This is a genomic window from Chryseobacterium shigense (assembly GCF_014207845.1).
GTDB classification, from domain to species: Bacteria; Bacteroidota; Bacteroidia; order Flavobacteriales; family Weeksellaceae; genus Chryseobacterium; species Chryseobacterium shigense_A.
Genome location: NZ_JACHLC010000004.1, coordinates 47414 through 65446, shown reverse-complemented (window position 1 = coordinate 65446; position 18033 = coordinate 47414). Strand labels below are relative to the sequence as shown.

Genomic DNA, 18033 nt, shown 5'->3' with positions numbered 1-18033 from the left:
CATTTGTGTTAAAAACTTTCGTGACTTCTATGGTTTAAAATCGATTTTTCGTTATCTTCGTCATAATGAAAACTTTGCGAATACTTTTACTTTCTTTGGGCGGATTGGTTTTTGGACAAAATATCCAAAGTATACAATTATTCAACCCGCAGACGAATGATGAAACGCCGGTGATTAAATTCGGGGAACAGTTGGTTTTAAGCTTTGATGATCTCAGTAATGCCAGTGAGATTTACAGGTATACCATCAAACATTATGACAGAAACTGGAATGATGATAACCTGTTTTTTACGCAGATTGCAACCGGAAGCCTGAACGGGCTTTTGGATCAGTTCCAGTACTCTTTTAATACATTGCAGCCTTATACCCATTATAAACTTACATTCCCGAATGATAAAATACAGCCGAAGATTTCAGGGAATTTTGAACTGATTGTTTACAAAGATTCAGCAGAAAGACCTCTTTTCAAAAAACGTTTTTACCTGGTGGAAGATGCTGCAACAGTTGCTTTGAATATTTCAAGAATTGCAGATGCCAAAAACCCGAATATCAATCAGAGGGTAGAAGTAAAAGCCACTTCAAAGGGAGGAGATCTTTCCTCCAATGTCAATTCCATGACCTTGAATGTCATGCAGAACAACAATTCCAATGTGGTGGTTAATAATTTAAAACCTAGTGCCACTTTAGGGAATCAATTGCTTTTTCAGCAGATGAACTTAACATTTCCGGGCAATAATGAATTCTATTATTTTGATAATAAGAATATGAATATGGCAGCGGATATGGTTCAGGCTACAGAACTGAAGGACGGTATCAACCAGACTTATCTGCATCCGGTATGGGCATTTCCGTTGAATTACCAGTATCAGCCCGATGTAAACGGAGCATGGTATTACAGAAGAAACGATTTGGGGCTGGAAAGAAATGCAGAAAGAGAAGCAGATTATTCCTGGGTACATTTTTATCTGGATTCTGAACCTGTGGATAAGGAAATCTATGTGCTGGGAGGATTCAATAACTTTAAGCCGGGCAAAGAAAACCAGATGCAATATGATGCAGCCAATAAAAAATATGTAGCCAAAATATTTTTAAAACAAGGTTTCTACAACTATATTCTTGCTACAAAAGAAAGTGACGGAACCCTGAATTTCGGAGAGATTAACGGCAACTTCTGGCAAACTGAAAATCTGTACCAGGCATTTTTATATTATGCTCCTTTCGGACGTGATTACGACGGGCTGATGGGATATGGCGAGTTCAGAACACCTGTAAGATAACATCATAAAAATAAAAACCTTACAGGCATGAGCTTATAAGGTTTTTTGCCAAAGGCATACGAATATAATAATAGTGTCTGAGTTATTTTATTAATTTAATTCTTTAAAAATAGCTGTTATAAATAAGTTTTCCTCGTTTTCAAAAACATAGTGGATAACTACAGGAAAGTTATCCATTTTATTCACTGCAATTTCACTGGATTTTATTATTGAAGTTTCCAGAATCTGATGGATGGATACTTTCAGGTCTTCAAGGAAATCAATTCCTTTATTTTCTTTTTCCGCGTTAAAAACCCGCATAAGCATTCTTATGTCATTTTTGGCGATGGAAGAGAGAAGGATATTCATTTTTTTAGGCACAGCTCATTTTCAGTTCAGAAATATTTTCATAAAAATCAAGTTTTGTTTTCGGATTTTCCTGATGAAACTGAATTCTGTACAAAACTTCATCAATCTGAAATTGAGGAACGGATAATTTGTTCTGGATTTCTAAATTCTCAACCATTTTTGCTAAGGTTTCCAGCAGTTCCGGTGTAAAGTTTTCAATCTTATGTACTAAAATTTGGGCTGTAGCATTCATCATTTTCATTTTTTGGGGTTAATGATGTTGTTTGATAGGGTAAAGGTAATAAAAATATTTAATATTTGTATTTTATTGAAAATTAAAAGGGGTGCATCTTGAATATTTATGTTTTTTTTAAAATTATTATTGTTTTTTTTTAGGGGTGTTTTATATTATTTTTAATACTTGACCGTTAAAGCAGGTTTTTGTAAAGAATTATTGATAATGCTATGCTTATTTATATGAGAATTTTATAGTTACTTGAATTAAAACCTGCTTCATGATAGGTCATTTTCATTAAAACTATGATGAATAAATAATTTTAGGATATTTTATATACCGTACAGAATAATCAATTATTATGCTCCACATATTGAAAAAAATATTTCATAAAATATTGAATTATGTAAAAAATATTAGTCTATTATTTTTATAGAAATAAAAATATTTTCAATTAATTACATTGTTTTTAAAAATATATTAAATTTAAAACATTTGTTCTATTTATTTTTTAAATTTTATTTAATTATTTCGTTGCTTTTTTACAAAAAAGATATAAATTCGTTTCACACTAAACAAAATTTTTTATGAAAACAAAATTTATCTTCGCAGTAAGCATTGCTGCTTCTGCCTTTGTTTTTGGGCAGGAAACTCCATCAAAATTAATTCCGGGTAAAAGTGGTCTCCACGCAGAATTCATGAGATTTGATAAAAATGGCCCTGCATTTAAAGGAGAGCCTGTTTTATTTGATGAAACATCTCAGAGACTTTCAGTGGGACAGGCACGTAAGTTGGGATCAGAAAAAGATCACATAGGCTTTGAAACTCACAGATTTCAGCAGACAATTAACGGAATTCCTGTAGAATACGGGATGATGGCTGTACAGACCAAAGGCGGAAAAATTGTAGGAGAAACCGGAAAGTGGATTATTAAAGAAACGGTAGCTGCAGAAAAGAAAGCAAATATTTCTGAAAGCACAGCATTACAAAGCGCCCTGTCTTTTGTAGGAGCCGACTCTTATAAATGGCAGAACAAAGAAGAAGAGGAATTCATTAAAAATGAATCTAAAAATGCTAATGCAACTTTTACCCCAAAGGGAGAACTGGTATATTATTCAGATCCTTCTGATGAAAAAATGGGAGATCTGAAGCTTGCTTACAAATTCGATATTTATGCAGAAAAGCCGTTAAGCAGACAATATGTTTTCGTAGATGCTAAAGATGGAAAAGTTTTGGGAACCAATGCCCTGATTCATGAAACCAATGCTCCGGGAACTGCAACAACAGGGTATAGCGGAAACAGATCCATTGTTGCCGATTCATACAGCGGAAGTTACAGATTAAGAGAAGCCGGAAGAAACGGAGGAACAGCCGTAGAAACATACAACCTGAAAAAAGGGACCAACTATTCATCAGCGGTAGATTTTACAGATACTGATAATAATTGGAACAATGTAAATACCAATAAAGATCAATATGCTACTGATGCGCATTGGGGAGCTGAAATGACCTTAGATTATTATTACACGAAATTCGGAAGAAAAAGTATAGATAATAATAATTTTGCTATAAAATCTTATGTCCATTACTCAACCAATTATTTTAATGCATTTTGGGATGGCTCCAGAATGACGTATGGAGACGGAAGTTCTTCTACCAATGGAGGTAAACCGTTAACAGCTCTTGATGTTTGTGGTCATGAGATTACCCACGGCTTAACCACCAAAACAGCAAATCTTGCTTACCAGAGAGAATCAGGAGCTTTAAATGAAGGTTTCTCAGATATTTTCGGAAATACAATTGAGCTTTGGGCAAGACCAACACAGGCAAGCTGGAAGCTGGGAGAAGATTTCAGTTATGTGATCAGGGATATGGCCAATCCTAACGCCTATAGCCAGCCTGATACGTATAAAGGAACTTACTGGAAGGATGCAAGCAGTTCATGTACTCCCCAGGGAAATCCTAATTTGCCGGGTTATAACGACTATTGCGGAGTGCACACCAATTCAGGGGTTCTTAACTTCTGGTACTATTTACTGGTAACCGGAGGATCAGGAACTAATGACAAAGGTTTTGCCTATAATGTTTCAGCAATAGGACTGGATAAGGCAGGGGCTATTGCCTACAGAACACTTACCAACTACCTTACTTCAAGCTCTACATTTGCCAATGCAAGAACGTATTCGCTTCAGGCAGCCGCAGACTTATACGGAGCCGGAAGCAATGAAGTAACACAGGTTACCAATGCATGGAATGCAGTAGGTGTTGGCGGAGGTACTTCTGCGGCTGGAAAAGTAGCTGCACCTGATGCATCACTTTACACCATCAGCCCAAATCCGGCTACCGACAAATTTACTGTTGAATTTGAAGGTAAAGAAGGAAAAGGAATTGTTGAGCTGGTAAGCCTGACAGGAAAAAGAGAACTTTCTGAAAAGATTAAAATTACAGACGGTATCAATAAAGTAGATATTCAGCTTCCGTCCAGTATACTTTCCGGAGTATATGTAGTAACGGTTAATGGACAAAAAGCAGGAAACCTGATTAAAAAATAAATTTTAATATATCCGAAAAAGGCCACAAGATTTATTTTGTGGCCTTTTATTTTATGTATGGTAGAGCTTTTATATTAAATAGAAATCGTTCAGCTTCTCTTCACAGAGTGTTTTTACCACTTCTATCCAGCGGTCTTCATCATTCAGGCACGGGATGTAATGAAAATTTTCTCCGCCTCCGTGCTGAAACTGTTCTTTCCCCTCCACTGAGATTTCTTCCAGGGTTTCCAGGCAGTCGGAAACGAAAGCCGGGCAGACAATAGCCAGATTTTTTATTCCTTTTTTAGGAATCGTTTCTAAAGTTTCATCCGTATAAGGCTCTATCCATTTGTCTTTTCCTAACCTTGACTGGAAAGAAACAATAGTTTTTTCTTTCGGAAGCCCTATTTTGGCAATAACCGCTTCTGTAGTTTTATAGCACTGATGGCGGTAACAGAACTGGTGGCTTGGATTGGTGTCTCTTGAACAACAGTCATTAAGATTACAGGTCTTTGTAGGATCTGTTTTGTAAATATGTCTCTCCGGAACCCCATGATAAGAGAACTGCAGGACATCGAAATTTTCAGGAAGTTTTTCTTTGATGCTTTCTGCCAGGCAGTTAATGTAAATGTCCCTATTGTAAAAAGGCTGGATATAATTGATCTTTACCTTTGGAAATTTCTTTTTTCTTACTTCCTCCGCCTTTTCAATAACGGTTTCTGTAGTACTCATCGCATATTGAGGATACAGTGGAAATAAAACAATCTCAGAAACTCCCTGGTCAACCAATTTCTGAATTCCCGTTTCAATGCTAGGTTCGGCATATCTCATCCCGATTTCCACAGGAACATCAACAAGCTTCTGCAGCTTCTTTCGGATTTTTTCAGTGATGACAATTAAAGGAGAGCCTTCATCCGTCCAAACTGTTTTATAGGCTTCTGCGGATTTTGCGGGTCTTGTATTCAGAATAATTCCGCGAACAAGCAGTGCACGGAAGATCCAGCGGTAATCAATTACCTTTTCATCCATCAAAAATTCGTCAAGATATTCCTTTACATCATTTACAGCTGTAGATTTTGGAGAACCAAGATTTACCAGTAAAATTCCTTTTTTATCCAATATTTTTAATTTTAATTATGAATGGCGTTTTCGAAATCTGATATCAATGCCGATACTTCCGCAAAGGTATTATTTTCAGCTAAGCCGTCATTGTTAAATTTTCCCTTTATCCCTTTTATTAAAAGCTGATGCCGGTTTTCTGTTTTAGCTCCGAGTGTTTTCATAATCAGGATTAATTCCTCATGTCCTTTTTCTCCATTGGCAGATGCCGTTATCACAGCAACCGGTTTTTCAGAAAAAACAGTGGTGGAAACGCACCATTCCAGTAAGTTTTTCAACCTGCCCGGAATACTGAAGATATATTCAGGAGTAGAAAACAAAATGCCGTCTGAATTTTCAATTTCTTTCCTGATCTTCAATACCTCATCCGGTGTATCAGTATCAGTCAGTGAAGTGTCAAAATGCGGAAGAACAGAAAGTTCATCATAAATCTGGAAATCAGTACCTGAGTGCTTTTCCAGAACCTGTTCTATTAATTTCCGGTTGCTGGAATGCTTTGTGGCACTTCCGATAATGACCAAAATCTTTTTTCCACGTAGCATTTAAAATGGATTATCCGTTTACAGCTTCCACTTTTTCCACCAAATCAGGAACGAATTGTTTTAAAATATTCTCAATTCCGTTTTTCAAAGTAGCGGTAGAGCTTGGGCATCCGGAACAGGCTCCCTGTAGCAGCATTTTAGCGGTTTTGTTTTCCTGGTCATATTCCATAAGAGAGATTTTTCCGCCATCATTTTCTACTGCAGGAGCTACATATTCATTTAGAATGTCTGAGATTTTCTGCTCGTCATCAGTATATTCCCTGTTGATGATTTTTTCAACAGGATTTTCATGTTTCTGAGGCTCAAGATTTGAAATTTCACCTCCACTCTGAAGATATTCGGCAATAAAACCGCGTACAGCCATCATTACCTGATGCCATTCTACAGAATTATCTCTTGTTACGGCAACAAAATTGTCAGAAATGAAGACTTCTTTTGCAAAATCGAATTCATTAAAAATAGCCTGAGCCAAAGGAACGCCTTCTGCTCCCTCTTTTGATTTCACTTCCACAAATCCTTCTATAAGCAGTTTGTTGGAAACAAACTTCATCGCATTGGGATTAGGTGTCATTTCCGCATAGATCTGGTACATTTCCTTTCTTTTCTGAAGGTAAATTCTCGGGTTGGCCAATAATTCGTCCTCAATTACATTTTTAAGGCTTTCCGCCACATGTTCCCATTCTATGGTATCCTGTTTGGCTACAGCTACAAAATTAGCCGTAATGAAAATTCTTTCCACAAAAGGATAATTGAAAAGTTCCTGGGCTAAAGGAATTTCTGAAATATCTGAACTTCTGTCCAACTCTAAAGATCCCGGGATCAGGTTATAATCCGCGACAAATTTCATCACTTTCGTGTTTTCGGTTGGTTCTATAAGTATCGTACGCATTTTTTTGTTAAATTTGAGATACAAAAATACGCAATTAGAAATTAGAAGTCAGAGATTAGAGATTAGATTTTTGCTATCACGGTTATATAAAAATAGAAGTTGAAAGCTAGAATAGTCCGTTGCAGAAATTATTATTTTCAAATGAACTCATTTTCAAATTATCAAATCAAAGCTATGGCAATTGTAAAAGAACTTTTAGGAAAGACACCTCAGATAGGAGAGGGTACATTTTTGGCAGAAACGGCTACCATTATAGGGGACGTTACGATGGGGGAGAACTGCAGTATCTGGTACAATGCGGTGATCAGAGGGGACGTTCATTACATCAGAATGGGAGATAAGGTAAATGTTCAGGACAATGCCATGCTGCACTGTACCTATCAGAAGCATCCTTTAAATATAGGAAACAATGTTTCCATCGGGCACAATGCCATTGTTCATGGCTGCACCATCAAAGATAATGTACTTATAGGTATGGGCGCCATCGTTATGGATGCCTGCCTGGTAGAAGAAAATTCCATCGTAGGAGCAGGTTCTGTAGTAACGCAGGGAACTCATATCAAATCAGGAGAAGTCTGGGGGGGAGTTCCTGCAAGGAAAATCAAAGATATTTCTACCCAATTACTGGAAGGGGAAGTCAACAGGATTGCAGATAATTATGTGAAGTATTCTTCGTGGTATAAGGAAAATCTGGAAGTTTAAAAGTTAGCGGATATATAAGTTGCGGGCTACGGGTTGCGAGTTAAGAGTTTTCACATTTACAATAAAAAGTCTGATGTCTGAAATTTGGTATCTTGATTCTTGGCTCTTGTTTCTCAACTCTAAAAAATTTCATTATTTGCCCCTAAAACAAAATAACAAAGCTCCATCATAACGATAGAGCTTTTTTCAATCCTTAGTATAAACTCCTGGGTGAGTTTTGTTGCTGATTATTCAGCAGATATATAACCTTTGCTTTGATTTTCTTTTTATTGTTCCGCTGTTATAAGCTGGGCTTTTCCGTTAATACACTTCACTGAGGTTGGGGGCATTACCATCATACAGTCGGAAACAATATTGTATTTTTCGTTGAATGCTTTTACCTTCTGTGTATATTCTTCAATTCTCGGAAGAAGGGCGGTTTCTATCTTTTTAGGATAGGCAATATATTGCTGTGGTCCTCCGCAGGCTTTGGTTCCCATTGGGGCAAAAGTCCATTCCGAAGCATTGGTGCATTTTTCGCGGGAGGCTTCAGATTCAATGGACGCTTTTAGTTTATCCAGCTGGGCCTGTTCATATTTTTGGCTGTCCTCGTCAGCAGGTCTTTCCGAAATATCTTTTGGAAGATTTGTATTGGTGTTCTTGGATGTATTGCATGAAACGGTGGCAAAAATAGTGCATAATGCTAATAGTGGAGTATATATGAAACTTTTTTTCATTATAATTTCTTTTCTGTTAAAGAATTTTCAAAAGTTATGCCAAGGTAAGAAATTCAAATTCATTTCCGTAATTTTGAAGCACAATGAACAATCATTTTTTTGACTTAATAGAGCATACGAACAGAAGCATTTTTCTTACAGGAAAAGCCGGGACCGGGAAAACCACCTTCCTTAATGACTTTGTGAAAAAGACAAGGAAAAAGTATATTGTGGTTGCACCTACGGGAATTGCCGCGATCAATGCAGGAGGAGTTACCATTCACTCTATGTTTGGATTGCCTTTAAGGACGTTTTTACCTACTACGGACCGTATTGATGGAAGTCTGGCAAATAATATTGCCGATCTGATGCCTCATTTCAAATACAGAAAAGATAAGCTTAAACTTTTAAGAGAAGTAGAAGTTCTTATTATTGATGAGGTTTCCATGTTGAGAGCAGATGTTCTTGATATGATGGATTTCTCGCTGAGGTTTATCAGGAGAAACAACCAACGGTTCGGTGGGGTGCAGATGCTGTTCATTGGGGATCTTTACCAGCTTCCTCCGGTGGTGAGGGACGAGCATATTTTAAAAATGTGCTACCAGTCACCATTTTTTTTCGACAGTCTTGCTGTTAAAGATATTCCGCTTCTCACGATTGAATTAACGAAGGTTTACAGACAGTCGGATGAAAAATTTCTGGAAATCCTGAACGCGATCCGTGACGGTGATGTAGCCAATATCAACTTTGAAGATCTTAACAAACGGTATGATCCGGATTTTAAAGCAGGAACTGAATCTTACGTTTACCTGTGTTCTCACAACAAGATGGCAGATGAAATCAACCAGGAAAAACTGGATGAGATTGACCTGACGGTTAAAACGTATGAAGCCAAGCTTTTCGGAGATTTCAAGGAAAATCAGTTTCCAAACGAGCAGTTTTTGGAACTGAAGATTGGAGCACAGGTCATGTTCATCAGAAATGATATCAGTGGTGAGAAAAAGTATTTCAATGGAAAATTGGGTGAAGTTTGTGCTTTAGATGATAATGAGATCAAAGTTATTCTTGATGGTAGCGAAAGAGAAATTACCGTAAAGAGGGAAGTCTGGGAACAGAAAAAATATTTCCTCGATACCGAAAAAAATATCAAAGAAGAAGTTTTAGGCAGCTTCGAACAGTTTCCGATAAAGCTGGCGTGGGCGGTTACCATTCATAAAAGTCAGGGATTGACGTTTGATAATGTGATTATTGATGCAGGGAAGAGCTTCACAGCCGGTCAGGTTTATGTAGCCCTTTCAAGGTGCCGTACGCTGGAAGGAATTGTTTTAAAATCCAAAATTACGCCTGAAGTTATTTTTAAGGATAACAGAATCATGCAGTTTCAGGGGAGTACCCTTGCCAATGATAATGTAGAAGCCATCCTGAACCGTGAAAAATATGATTACAGCATTAAAAAAGTTCTTCGTACCGTAAATTGCCTGTGGTTTCTGCATGAAGTGGAAGAATGGAACAAGCTTTCCGTTGCTACAAAAAGTATAGATCATGTAAAGACTAACCAGCTTTATCTTCAGCTGAAACATGAGACAGTTAACCTCGGAAAAATCTTTGAAAAACTGGAACGGGTAATTTCCCAGAAAGTCAATAATTTTATTGAAAATAAGGAAGAATGGTCTGATATTGAAAGCAAAACCAAAGGAGCCGTTAATTTCTTTTTTACAGAAATCCGGGATAAGGTTTTCAATCCGCTGAAAGAATTTTATGCTGAAATTAAAGGAGCCAAAGGTCTGAAACAGTATAATGAAGAATTCAGGAACTGGCTGGAAGACACGGAAGAATATCTGAACAGCTTAAAGGAAATTCATCTGCTGGAAACGAAACTTTTAGATGAAAAAAATGATCAGGAAATCAATATGAAGATCGCAAAAGTTCCTTCACAGGTTTTGACTTTTCAATTGTTTGAACAGGGGAAAACCATCGGTGAAATTGCTCTGGAAAGAGGTCTGGTAAAAGAAACTGTGATCGGCCACCTGGCAAAATTTGCAGAACAGGGATTGCTGGATATTTCAAGAGTGATTACCTCTGATAAGATTAAGGCATTTGAAGAAGAATTCTATAAAAACCCCCATGAAACCTTAACGGAATGGAAGAACGCATTGCCAAATGATTTTGAGTTTAATGAAATCAGGATTCTGATTAATCATTATAATTTTAAGAAAGAGAAATCAAATTCTTAGCTTTTTGAAGGGGTTGTTATGGAAATATAAACTCCTTTATGGTCACTCAGAACATCTTTGTTTATAAAAGTATCAACTTCAATAATATTATTCTTAAATGTATCAGGCACAATAATATGATCAATATTTTCTTTGATTTCTAGAGTTGTATTGATCAAATTTAAATCTTCAAAAAGATTTTTTAATGATTTTGTTATTTTGGAATTAATAGAGAATTTTTCTTCAGCTTTTCTAAATGAAGTATTCAAATCGCCGATAATAAAAAGGTTTGGATTCATTGAATGAATTTTCCTGCAATTCTGAATAGTATTTTGCAATTCATTATCGACAAAAGGTTTTCGATTAAACCAAGTTCCGATGATTGTACAATAGAAAACGATGCTTCCAAATTCTGTTTCAAACTCTAGCGCGAGATTGGTTTTGTCATCCGTTACCTGATATTTTTTCAAATAGGGAATCTTTGAATATAAAATAGTTCGGAAAGCTTTTTCGTCCTTCAAATATTGTGAGTAATTGAGATTTTCATAAACAACATTTTCAGGAATTGGCGAACAGAGATATTTGTACGGAAAATTTTTAAGATTAAGATCAACAGCTTCTGTCAGAATAAGAAAATCAAAATCAAACTGATTCAAAAATTCTGTAGTTTTTAAAGATCCTTTTTTTCTTGCCCAATCTATGTTGAGTGTTGCAATTTTCAAACGGAGTAATTTTATTTGTTCAATTTTTTAAAGTCATATAAAGTGATAAAGTCAATTTTATGACTCCAGATTTCATTTATTTTTGCTTCGGGGAAAACCCCTGATATGGAAGTATTTTCAAATTCATTTTTAAAATAATATTTTATATCAGCCTTATAATTTAATGGAACTTTTACATTACTTTTTAAAGATAAGAGAGATTTCCAATCTTTATCTTCTTTCCCTTCATTATAATAAGCTCCTGTAAAAAATATTTCAATAGTATTTTCTTTTATACTCTTTGAAAAAATATTTTTCTCCTTACTTAAGGGGTAATATTCTTTATAGGTTTCCATATTCAAGACACGGTATTCGTATGTACCTTCTTTAGTTTCTTTAAGTTCAAGAGTTACCTTTGAGCCGATTGGGAAGGTAAAAATACCATAATCAGTTGGAAATTTGGTTGGAATGTTTTTATGTTCTTGAGAAATCAGTTTACTTCCAAAAATTAAAATTGTAAAAATTAATAATATTTTTTTCATACATCAGTTATGTTAAAATAGTCTATAAGCAAAAGTAAGTAACACAAACTCAATTTCCAATAGTTTTTCCCTGAACTATCTGATCCATCCTATCAATTACAAAAAGTAACTAATGCAATTTATAAGGGTTAAATTTGTTTGGTTTTTTCAGACCTAAAATTTAACCTTATGAAAAATTTTGAAATATCGGTGCTTGATCTTGCTCCCGTAAAGCAGGGGAAAAGCATTCATGATACCTTTCAGGACAGTTTGTCTTTGGCAAACCACACTGAAAATTTAAATTATAAAAGATTCTGGCTTGCCGAACATCACAATATGGAAAGTATTGCAAGCTCTGCAACCTCAGTTCTGATTGGTTTTATTGCCAACGGAACAAAAACAATTAGAGTAGGCTCCGGCGGAATCATGCTTCCCAACCACAGTTCATTAATCATTGCCGAACAGTTCGGAACACTGGAATCCCTTTTTCCGGGAAGAATAGATCTTGGCCTGGGAAGAGCTCCCGGAACTGATGGGCTTACTGCTCAGGCTTTGGGGAGAAATCCATCGATCATCAATCAACAGTTTCCGAGACAGATCTTAGAACTTCAAAGATATTTTTCCAAAGATAATTCAGATGCCTTAGTTCGTGCCATTCCCGGTGAAGGGTTGGATATTCCGCTTTACATTCTGGGATCAAGCACAGACAGTGCTTGGCTGGCTGCAGAATTAGGACTTCCGTATGCTTTTGCAGGACATTTTGCTCCCGAGCAGATGGAAATGGCATTCAACATTTACAGGGAGAATTTTCAGCCTTCGGAACAGCTGGATAAACCTTACATAATGGCATGCATCAATGGAATAGCAGCAGAAACTTCGGAAGAGGCTCATAAAATTTCCACCACTTTATTCCAGGCGTTCATCAATATCATAAGAAATGACAGAAAGCCTTTTGCTCCACCTGTAGATGATATGGATGATATCTGGTCGCCAATGGAAAAAACGATGGTGCTTCAGAAACTGAAATACACATTAATAGGAAATCAGGCAGAAATTGAAGAAAAGCTGAAAAATTTTCAGGAAAAATTCAATGTTGATGAATTAATTATCAATTCACATATCTACGATCATCAAAAGAGGCTTAGGTCTTATGAGATTTTCAGAGACGCAGCCAACTCTTTATCCAAAGCCTAACAAACCCTTCACATTAATTGGCAGATGCCTATTTTTATAAGTATCTTTGCACAAATAAAAAGTAAACATGTCTGATATTAAATTGAATACTATTCCAGAGGCCATCGAAGACCTTAAAAATGGTAAAATAATCATAGTAGTGGATGATGAAGACAGAGAAAACGAAGGTGATTTTCTTTGTGCTGCGGAACTGACAACGCCGGAAATTATCAACTTTATGGCATTCCACGGAAGAGGGCTGATCTGTATGCCACTTCCGGAAAAAAGATGCGATGAGCTTGGCCTTGAAGTAATGGTAAGCAGAAGCAGCGATCCTAAAGAAACAGCTTTTACCGTTTCTGTAGACCTTCTTGGTAACGGAACTTCCACAGGGATTTCTGCCGGTGACAGAGCCAAAACAATTCTTGCTTTAATGGATGAAAAATCCAAGCCGACAGATTTCATGAGACCGGGTCATATTTTCCCGCTTCGTGCAAGAAAAGGAGGAGTATTGAAAAGAGCGGGGCATACCGAAGCTGCCATTGATCTTACAAGCCTTGCAGGATTAAAAGAAGGAGGAGTAATCTGTGAAATCATGAATGATGACGGAACCATGTCACGTTTACCGGAACTTCACGCTTTTGCTCAGAAACATGATATGAAAATTGTTTCCATTGAAGATCTGATCCATTATCAGCTTAAAAAAGGAAACCTTATTGAAAGACTGGAAGAAAGAAAAGTGAAAACGGCTTACGGTGATTTTGATTTCTTCGCATTCAGGGAAACATCCAATGAACAGATCCATTTTGCACTGACAAAAGGTTCATGGACGGTTGACGAGCCTGTTTTGGTAAGAGTTCAGTCTTCAGATTCTTATTTTGATGTATTGACAAGACTTAACAACGGTGAAAAACCTTTGCTGGAAAAAGTAACCAACATGATCAATGAAGCCGGAAAAGGAGCTGTAATTTTCATCAATAACGTTTCCAATTCTGAAAACACACTGAGAAAACTTCAGCAGTTCCTGAACTATCAGGACGGGCAGGAGCAGCATCCTACGCTGGCATACAATTACAGAGATTACGGTATCGGAACTCAGATCCTGAAAAACCTGGGCATCAATAAATTCAAGGTAATCACGCAAAACCCTAACATAAAGCCACAGGTTGGCGGATATGATGTAGAGGTTACGGAGCTGGTTCAGCTGTAAAAGTAAATTGTGAATTAACTTCGCTGTCAATTTTCAGAGAACGAAAACTAAAATAAATTCAATATAAAGGTTTAGGATTTTTCTAAACCTTTTTTTATTTTTAAGCCATGACAGAATCTTTAAAAAGACACATCAGAGAATATATTGAGATTTCAGATGAAAAGCTTGAAAAATACAGCAGTGCTTTTAAAATTGAGAAAATAAAGAAAAAAGAGTTTCTTTTAAAAGAAGGAGACATCTGTGAGGCTGAAGGATTTGTACTGAACGGATGTCTTAAAGTTTTCCGGACAGACAAAAATGCCGATGAGCAGATTTTATATTTTGGAATAGAAAACTGGTGGATCTCGGATATTGACAGTTTCATCAATAAAATTCCATCCCAGCTCAATATCCAGGCTATTGAAGACAGTGAAATTCTTTTGATTTCGAAGGAAGATAAAGAGAGGCTCTATCAGGAAATTCCGGAAATTGAAAGACTGATGAGGTTAAAGTTTCAGATGTCAATCATTGCTCTGCAACGTAGAATTATTGATAATTTAAGCAAACCTTCCGACGAACGTTACCAGGATTTTTTGAAGGAATATCCCAAAACGGCTCACCGCCTTACCAATATCCAGATTGCCGCTTATCTGGGTGTTACCCCTGAATTTATCAGCAGGATCCGCCGGAAAATTGTGAACAAGAGCTGAGATGGTGGAAGTCAATGGTAAAGTTTTTAGAACCAAGAACCAATATTTTAGATGCTGGATTTCAGATATCAGACATCAGACATTTACTATTTTCTATAAGATTGGCAACCCGGAACTCATTAACCCCGCATCCCGTACCTCGCATCCCCAATCACAAACTTATCTCATCAAAGTTCCTGAAACCATTCAGAAAGTCCTTTACAGTCATTCTCTTTTTCCCTTCAAGCTGAAGTTCCTGTGGAAAATAAATCCCATCTTCTGTATAAATCTTGAATTCATTCTTGGAAATATCCAGAATTCCGGAAGTTTTTCCATGATCTGTAATTTCAAATTTTCCTGCGAATATTTTTAATCCTTTTTCTTCTTCACCAATTTTTATAGTTGTAAAAGCAGCAGGATACGGTGACATTCCAAGGATAAACTGGTGAATTTTTTTTGACGGGGCTTTCCAGTTAATTCTGGTATCTTCTTTAAATATCTTGTAGGCATTTTTAGGATGATCCACATCAGGCTGAGGTTTTTCAGTAATGGAATTTTCTGCCAGACCGTCAAGTGTTTTTACAACCAGTTTTGAGCCCATTACCATTAATCTGTCGTGTAAACTTCCTGCGTTTTCGTCCGGTAAAATTTCAAGCTCTTCCTGGAGAAGAATATTTCCCTCATCTATTTTTTCATTAATAAAGAATGTAGTTGCACCTGTTCTTTCTTCACCATTGATAACAGCATAATTAATAGGGGCTGCTCCTCTGTAATCAGGAAGCAGTGAAGCATGAAGATTGAAAGTCCCCATTGCAGGCATTTCAAAAAGAACTTTCGGCATCATTCTGAAAGCAACCACTACAAAAACATCAGCATTAAGTCTTCTAAGTTCTTCCAAAAATTCAGGATTTCTCAATTTTTCTGGCTGAAAAACGGGGATATTATTTTTTGAAGCATAAACTTTTACCGGTGACTGGTTGACTTTCTGACCACGCCCGCTGGCTTTATCCGCCACAGTTACAACACCTACAACTTCATGATTTGACTGATGGATTGCCTCCAAAGAAGTTTTCGCAAATTCCGGAGTTCCTAAAAAAACAACTTTCAATGATTTCATAGGGCAAAGATAAGGGTTTTTTGAGTTTCGGGGTGCGGGTTATCAGTTGATGGTTCAGAATTATTAACTGTAATAAAAAAGTGTCAAATCTTGGCTTTTGATTCTAAAAATAATTCCTATTCACTGCAAAGCAAAATTTTCATTTACAAAAATATTTACTGTGAATCACTTAATGCATACGTTCTGAAATTCAGCATTTTTACTTTTCCTGAATCTAACAGGAAAATCAGGTTTTCTAAAATATTGTTTTTAGAATGGTAGTTAAGCTGAACAGAAAGGTCTTCAATGGTAGAAGGCTTTTTTGCCAATAAATTAATGATCTGCTGGGAAATATTTTTTCCGAAAATAGATTGCTTGTTTTTTTCACAAACTGAACATTGTCCACAGTTTTTTGTGTTTTTTTCTCCAAAATAAGCAAGTATTAGTTTCATTTTACAGTAATCACTATTTTCTATAAAAAACTTAATCTCTTCCCACTTCTGTATTTTATTTTTTTGAATATGTTCAAAAAGTTTCCAGTATTCTCCACTGATTACCCTTTCATCACGAGGTTTCAGAAATTTGATGCTTGACAGGGCTCCGTCTACATATTCCAGATAATTTTTCTGTTGAAGCTCTTTAAGCCGTTCTTTAATCAGTGGAATACCTACTCCGATTTTATTGCTGACCTGCTGTTCACTGAACATTACCTTATGTGTGGTAATTCCTGAGACCGTACGAAGCAGAAGCTCTATGAAATAAGCATCTTTCTGTGGAAGCTGATCTATTATTTCTTCAGCATTGAAGAGAAGTTCCAGTGAAGACAGGCTTTTGTTATCATTATGATAGATGATCTCCTGATTATGCAGGAAATTGAGAACATTACTGATCTTTGCTTTTGACAGTCTGGTGAAATTCTGAATTCCCTGAATGTTCAGCTGGAAAACTTTTTCCGGCAGCTCATATTCTGCTACCTGAAAAATAGAGTAGAGATAAGTAATGATTTTTAGAAATTCATCTTTATTAGGAGTCTGATTTTTTAAAATTTCATCAAAATTGAGCAGTTCCTGTTTGTTCCAGAGAAGGAATGCAAAGCTGTCTTTACCGTCTCTTCCTGCTCTCCCGATCTCCTGATAATAGTTTTCCAATGATGGTGCCGGGGAGAAATGAATTACAAAGCGGACATTATCCTTGTCTATCCCCATACCGAAAGCATTGGTTGAAATCAGGACATGGTGATCACTTTTATTCCAGAGAGCCTGTTTTGCATTTTTTTCTTTCGTGGTTAAGCCGGCATGAAAATAATCTACGTTTTTTACCTGGTTTTTTATAAGGAATTCTGCCAGCATTTCTGCATCTTTCCGGGTTCTTACATAGACAATTCCGGAGTCATTATTGTGCTTTAAAATATCAAATACACGTTGAAATTTATCAGAGACTTCATCCATAAAGATCCTGATATTTTCTCTTTTAAAGCTTTTCTGAAAAACAAACGGCTTTTTAAGTTCCAGTTTATTTTTAATCTCTTCCAGTACTTTTGGAGTTGCGGTAGCGGTTAAAGCAAGACATGGAATTTTAGGATGATTCTTTCTGAATTCTTTGATATTCTGATAGCTCGGGCGGAAATCCTGGCCCCACTCTGAAATACAATGGGCTTCATCTACAGCAATAAATGACAGCTGTATCTCTTCAATATTCTGAAGAAATTGAGTATTTGTGAGTCTTTCCGGAGATACATATAAAAGCTTGGTAATACCGTCTTTAGAGCGGTCATAAATAGCTTCGGCATCATATTCATCAAGTTCGGAAGACAGATATTCTGCTTCAATGCCCCGGTGTTTAAGCTGGCTCACCTGATCTTTCATGAGTGCAAGAAGGGGGGAAATGACAAGGCAGGTACCTTCCTTCAATAAGGCCGGAAGTTGGTAGCAGAGTGATTTTCCTGCACCGGTAGGCAGAAGAACAAGACTGTCATTTTCATTAATAACAGAATCTATAACTGCTTCCTGAGAATCTCTGAAAGTATCATAACCCCAAAAGTATTTGAGGGTATCATATTTTAGTTTTTGAAAATCCTGCTGAGAAATCATAAGGTAAAAGTAATAAAAGTATTACAACAAAAAAAGCCGTGCAT

General features: G+C 36.5%; 17 protein-coding genes. 7 read left to right on the top strand and 10 right to left on the bottom strand.

Annotation, left to right across the window (positions count from 1 at the left end):
• The first annotated feature begins 65 nt into the window (after positions 1-65).
• Positions 66-1277, top strand: coding sequence for a type IX secretion system plug protein domain-containing protein (locus tag HNP36_RS15175; RefSeq protein WP_184165410.1), 1212 nt, complete (start codon positions 66-68; stop codon positions 1275-1277).
• A 90-nt stretch (positions 1278-1367) separates the two neighbouring features.
• Here HNP36_RS15175 and HNP36_RS15170 read toward each other — a convergent pair whose 3' ends face one another.
• Positions 1368-1625, bottom strand: coding sequence for a hypothetical protein (locus HNP36_RS15170; protein WP_184165407.1), 258 nt, complete (start codon positions 1623-1625; stop codon positions 1368-1370).
• Positions 1626-1629: 4 nt separating this feature from the next.
• Positions 1630-1860 carry a hypothetical protein gene (locus tag HNP36_RS15165; RefSeq protein WP_184165404.1) on the bottom strand — a complete coding sequence of 77 codons (231 nt, stop codon included), beginning with the start codon at positions 1858-1860 and terminating at the stop codon, positions 1630-1632.
• Between the two features lie 566 nt (positions 1861-2426).
• Here HNP36_RS15165 and HNP36_RS15160 point away from each other — a divergent pair.
• On the top strand, positions 2427-4391 hold the full coding sequence (locus HNP36_RS15160) for a M4 family metallopeptidase (protein WP_184165402.1): 1965 nt from the start codon (positions 2427-2429) through the stop codon (positions 4389-4391).
• A 69-nt stretch (positions 4392-4460) separates the two neighbouring features.
• On the opposite strand, the gene hemH is transcribed toward HNP36_RS15160, so the two are convergent.
• Genes hemH through HNP36_RS15145 form a run of 3 tightly spaced genes read right to left on the bottom strand, consistent with a single transcriptional unit; the run spans position 4461 to position 6920 of the window.
• Positions 4461-5489: a ferrochelatase gene (hemH, locus tag HNP36_RS15155; protein ID WP_184165399.1), complete on the bottom strand. Its 1029-nt coding sequence runs from the start codon at positions 5487-5489 to the stop codon at positions 4461-4463.
• Positions 5490-5500: 11 nt separating this feature from the next.
• On the bottom strand, positions 5501-6031 hold the full coding sequence (locus HNP36_RS15150) for an NADPH-dependent FMN reductase (RefSeq protein WP_184165396.1): 531 nt from the start codon (positions 6029-6031) through the stop codon (positions 5501-5503).
• Between the two features lie 10 nt (positions 6032-6041).
• Positions 6042-6920 carry a NifU family protein gene (locus HNP36_RS15145; protein WP_184165393.1) on the bottom strand — a complete coding sequence of 293 codons (879 nt, stop codon included), beginning with the start codon at positions 6918-6920 and terminating at the stop codon, positions 6042-6044.
• A 174-nt stretch (positions 6921-7094) separates the two neighbouring features.
• Between HNP36_RS15145 and HNP36_RS15140 the strand changes: the two genes are divergently transcribed.
• Positions 7095-7622 carry a gamma carbonic anhydrase family protein gene (locus tag HNP36_RS15140; protein ID WP_184165390.1) on the top strand — a complete coding sequence of 176 codons (528 nt, stop codon included), beginning with the start codon at positions 7095-7097 and terminating at the stop codon, positions 7620-7622.
• A gap of 266 nt (positions 7623-7888) precedes the next feature.
• On the opposite strand, the gene HNP36_RS15135 is transcribed toward HNP36_RS15140, so the two are convergent.
• Entirely contained in the window at positions 7889-8338 is a 450-nt protein-coding gene (locus HNP36_RS15135) for a hypothetical protein (RefSeq protein WP_184165388.1), read from the bottom strand.
• Positions 8339-8421: 83 nt separating this feature from the next.
• Here HNP36_RS15135 and HNP36_RS15130 point away from each other — a divergent pair, with 83 nt between their 5' ends.
• Positions 8422-10551 carry a helix-turn-helix domain-containing protein gene (locus HNP36_RS15130; protein WP_184165385.1) on the top strand — a complete coding sequence of 710 codons (2130 nt, stop codon included), beginning with the start codon at positions 8422-8424 and terminating at the stop codon, positions 10549-10551.
• On the opposite strand, the gene HNP36_RS15125 is transcribed toward HNP36_RS15130, so the two are convergent.
• Both HNP36_RS15125 and HNP36_RS15120 read right to left on the bottom strand, forming a co-directional pair.
• Positions 10548-11252 carry an endonuclease/exonuclease/phosphatase family protein gene (locus tag HNP36_RS15125; RefSeq protein ID WP_184165382.1) on the bottom strand — a complete coding sequence of 235 codons (705 nt, stop codon included), beginning with the start codon at positions 11250-11252 and terminating at the stop codon, positions 10548-10550. The genes HNP36_RS15130 and HNP36_RS15125 overlap by 4 nt on opposite strands.
• An 11-nt stretch (positions 11253-11263) precedes the next feature.
• Positions 11264-11773, bottom strand: coding sequence for a hypothetical protein (locus tag HNP36_RS15120; protein ID WP_184165379.1), 510 nt, complete (start codon positions 11771-11773; stop codon positions 11264-11266).
• A 168-nt stretch (positions 11774-11941) separates the two neighbouring features.
• On the opposite strand from HNP36_RS15120, the gene HNP36_RS15115 reads away from it, so the two are divergent.
• The 3 genes from HNP36_RS15115 (at position 11942) to HNP36_RS15105 (ending at position 14824) form a co-directional block, all read left to right on the top strand.
• Positions 11942-12946, top strand: coding sequence for an LLM class flavin-dependent oxidoreductase (locus HNP36_RS15115; protein WP_184165376.1), 1005 nt, complete (start codon positions 11942-11944; stop codon positions 12944-12946).
• Between the two features lie 67 nt (positions 12947-13013).
• The gene (ribB, locus tag HNP36_RS15110) at positions 13014-14135 is read left to right on the top strand and encodes a 3,4-dihydroxy-2-butanone-4-phosphate synthase (protein ID WP_184165373.1); all 1122 of its coding nucleotides are present in this window, start codon (positions 13014-13016) and stop codon (positions 14133-14135) included.
• A 107-nt stretch (positions 14136-14242) separates the two neighbouring features.
• Entirely contained in the window at positions 14243-14824 is a 582-nt protein-coding gene (locus HNP36_RS15105; RefSeq protein ID WP_184165370.1) for a Crp/Fnr family transcriptional regulator, read from the top strand.
• A gap of 151 nt (positions 14825-14975) precedes the next feature.
• Here HNP36_RS15105 and fmt read toward each other — a convergent pair whose 3' ends face one another.
• The gene (gene fmt, locus HNP36_RS15100) at positions 14976-15920 is read right to left on the bottom strand and encodes a methionyl-tRNA formyltransferase (RefSeq protein WP_184165367.1); all 945 of its coding nucleotides are present in this window, start codon (positions 15918-15920) and stop codon (positions 14976-14978) included.
• A gap of 155 nt (positions 15921-16075) precedes the next feature.
• Positions 16076-17989, bottom strand: coding sequence for an ATP-dependent DNA helicase RecQ (locus tag HNP36_RS15095; RefSeq protein ID WP_184165364.1), 1914 nt, complete (start codon positions 17987-17989; stop codon positions 16076-16078).
• Positions 17990-18033: the final 44 nt, after the last annotated feature.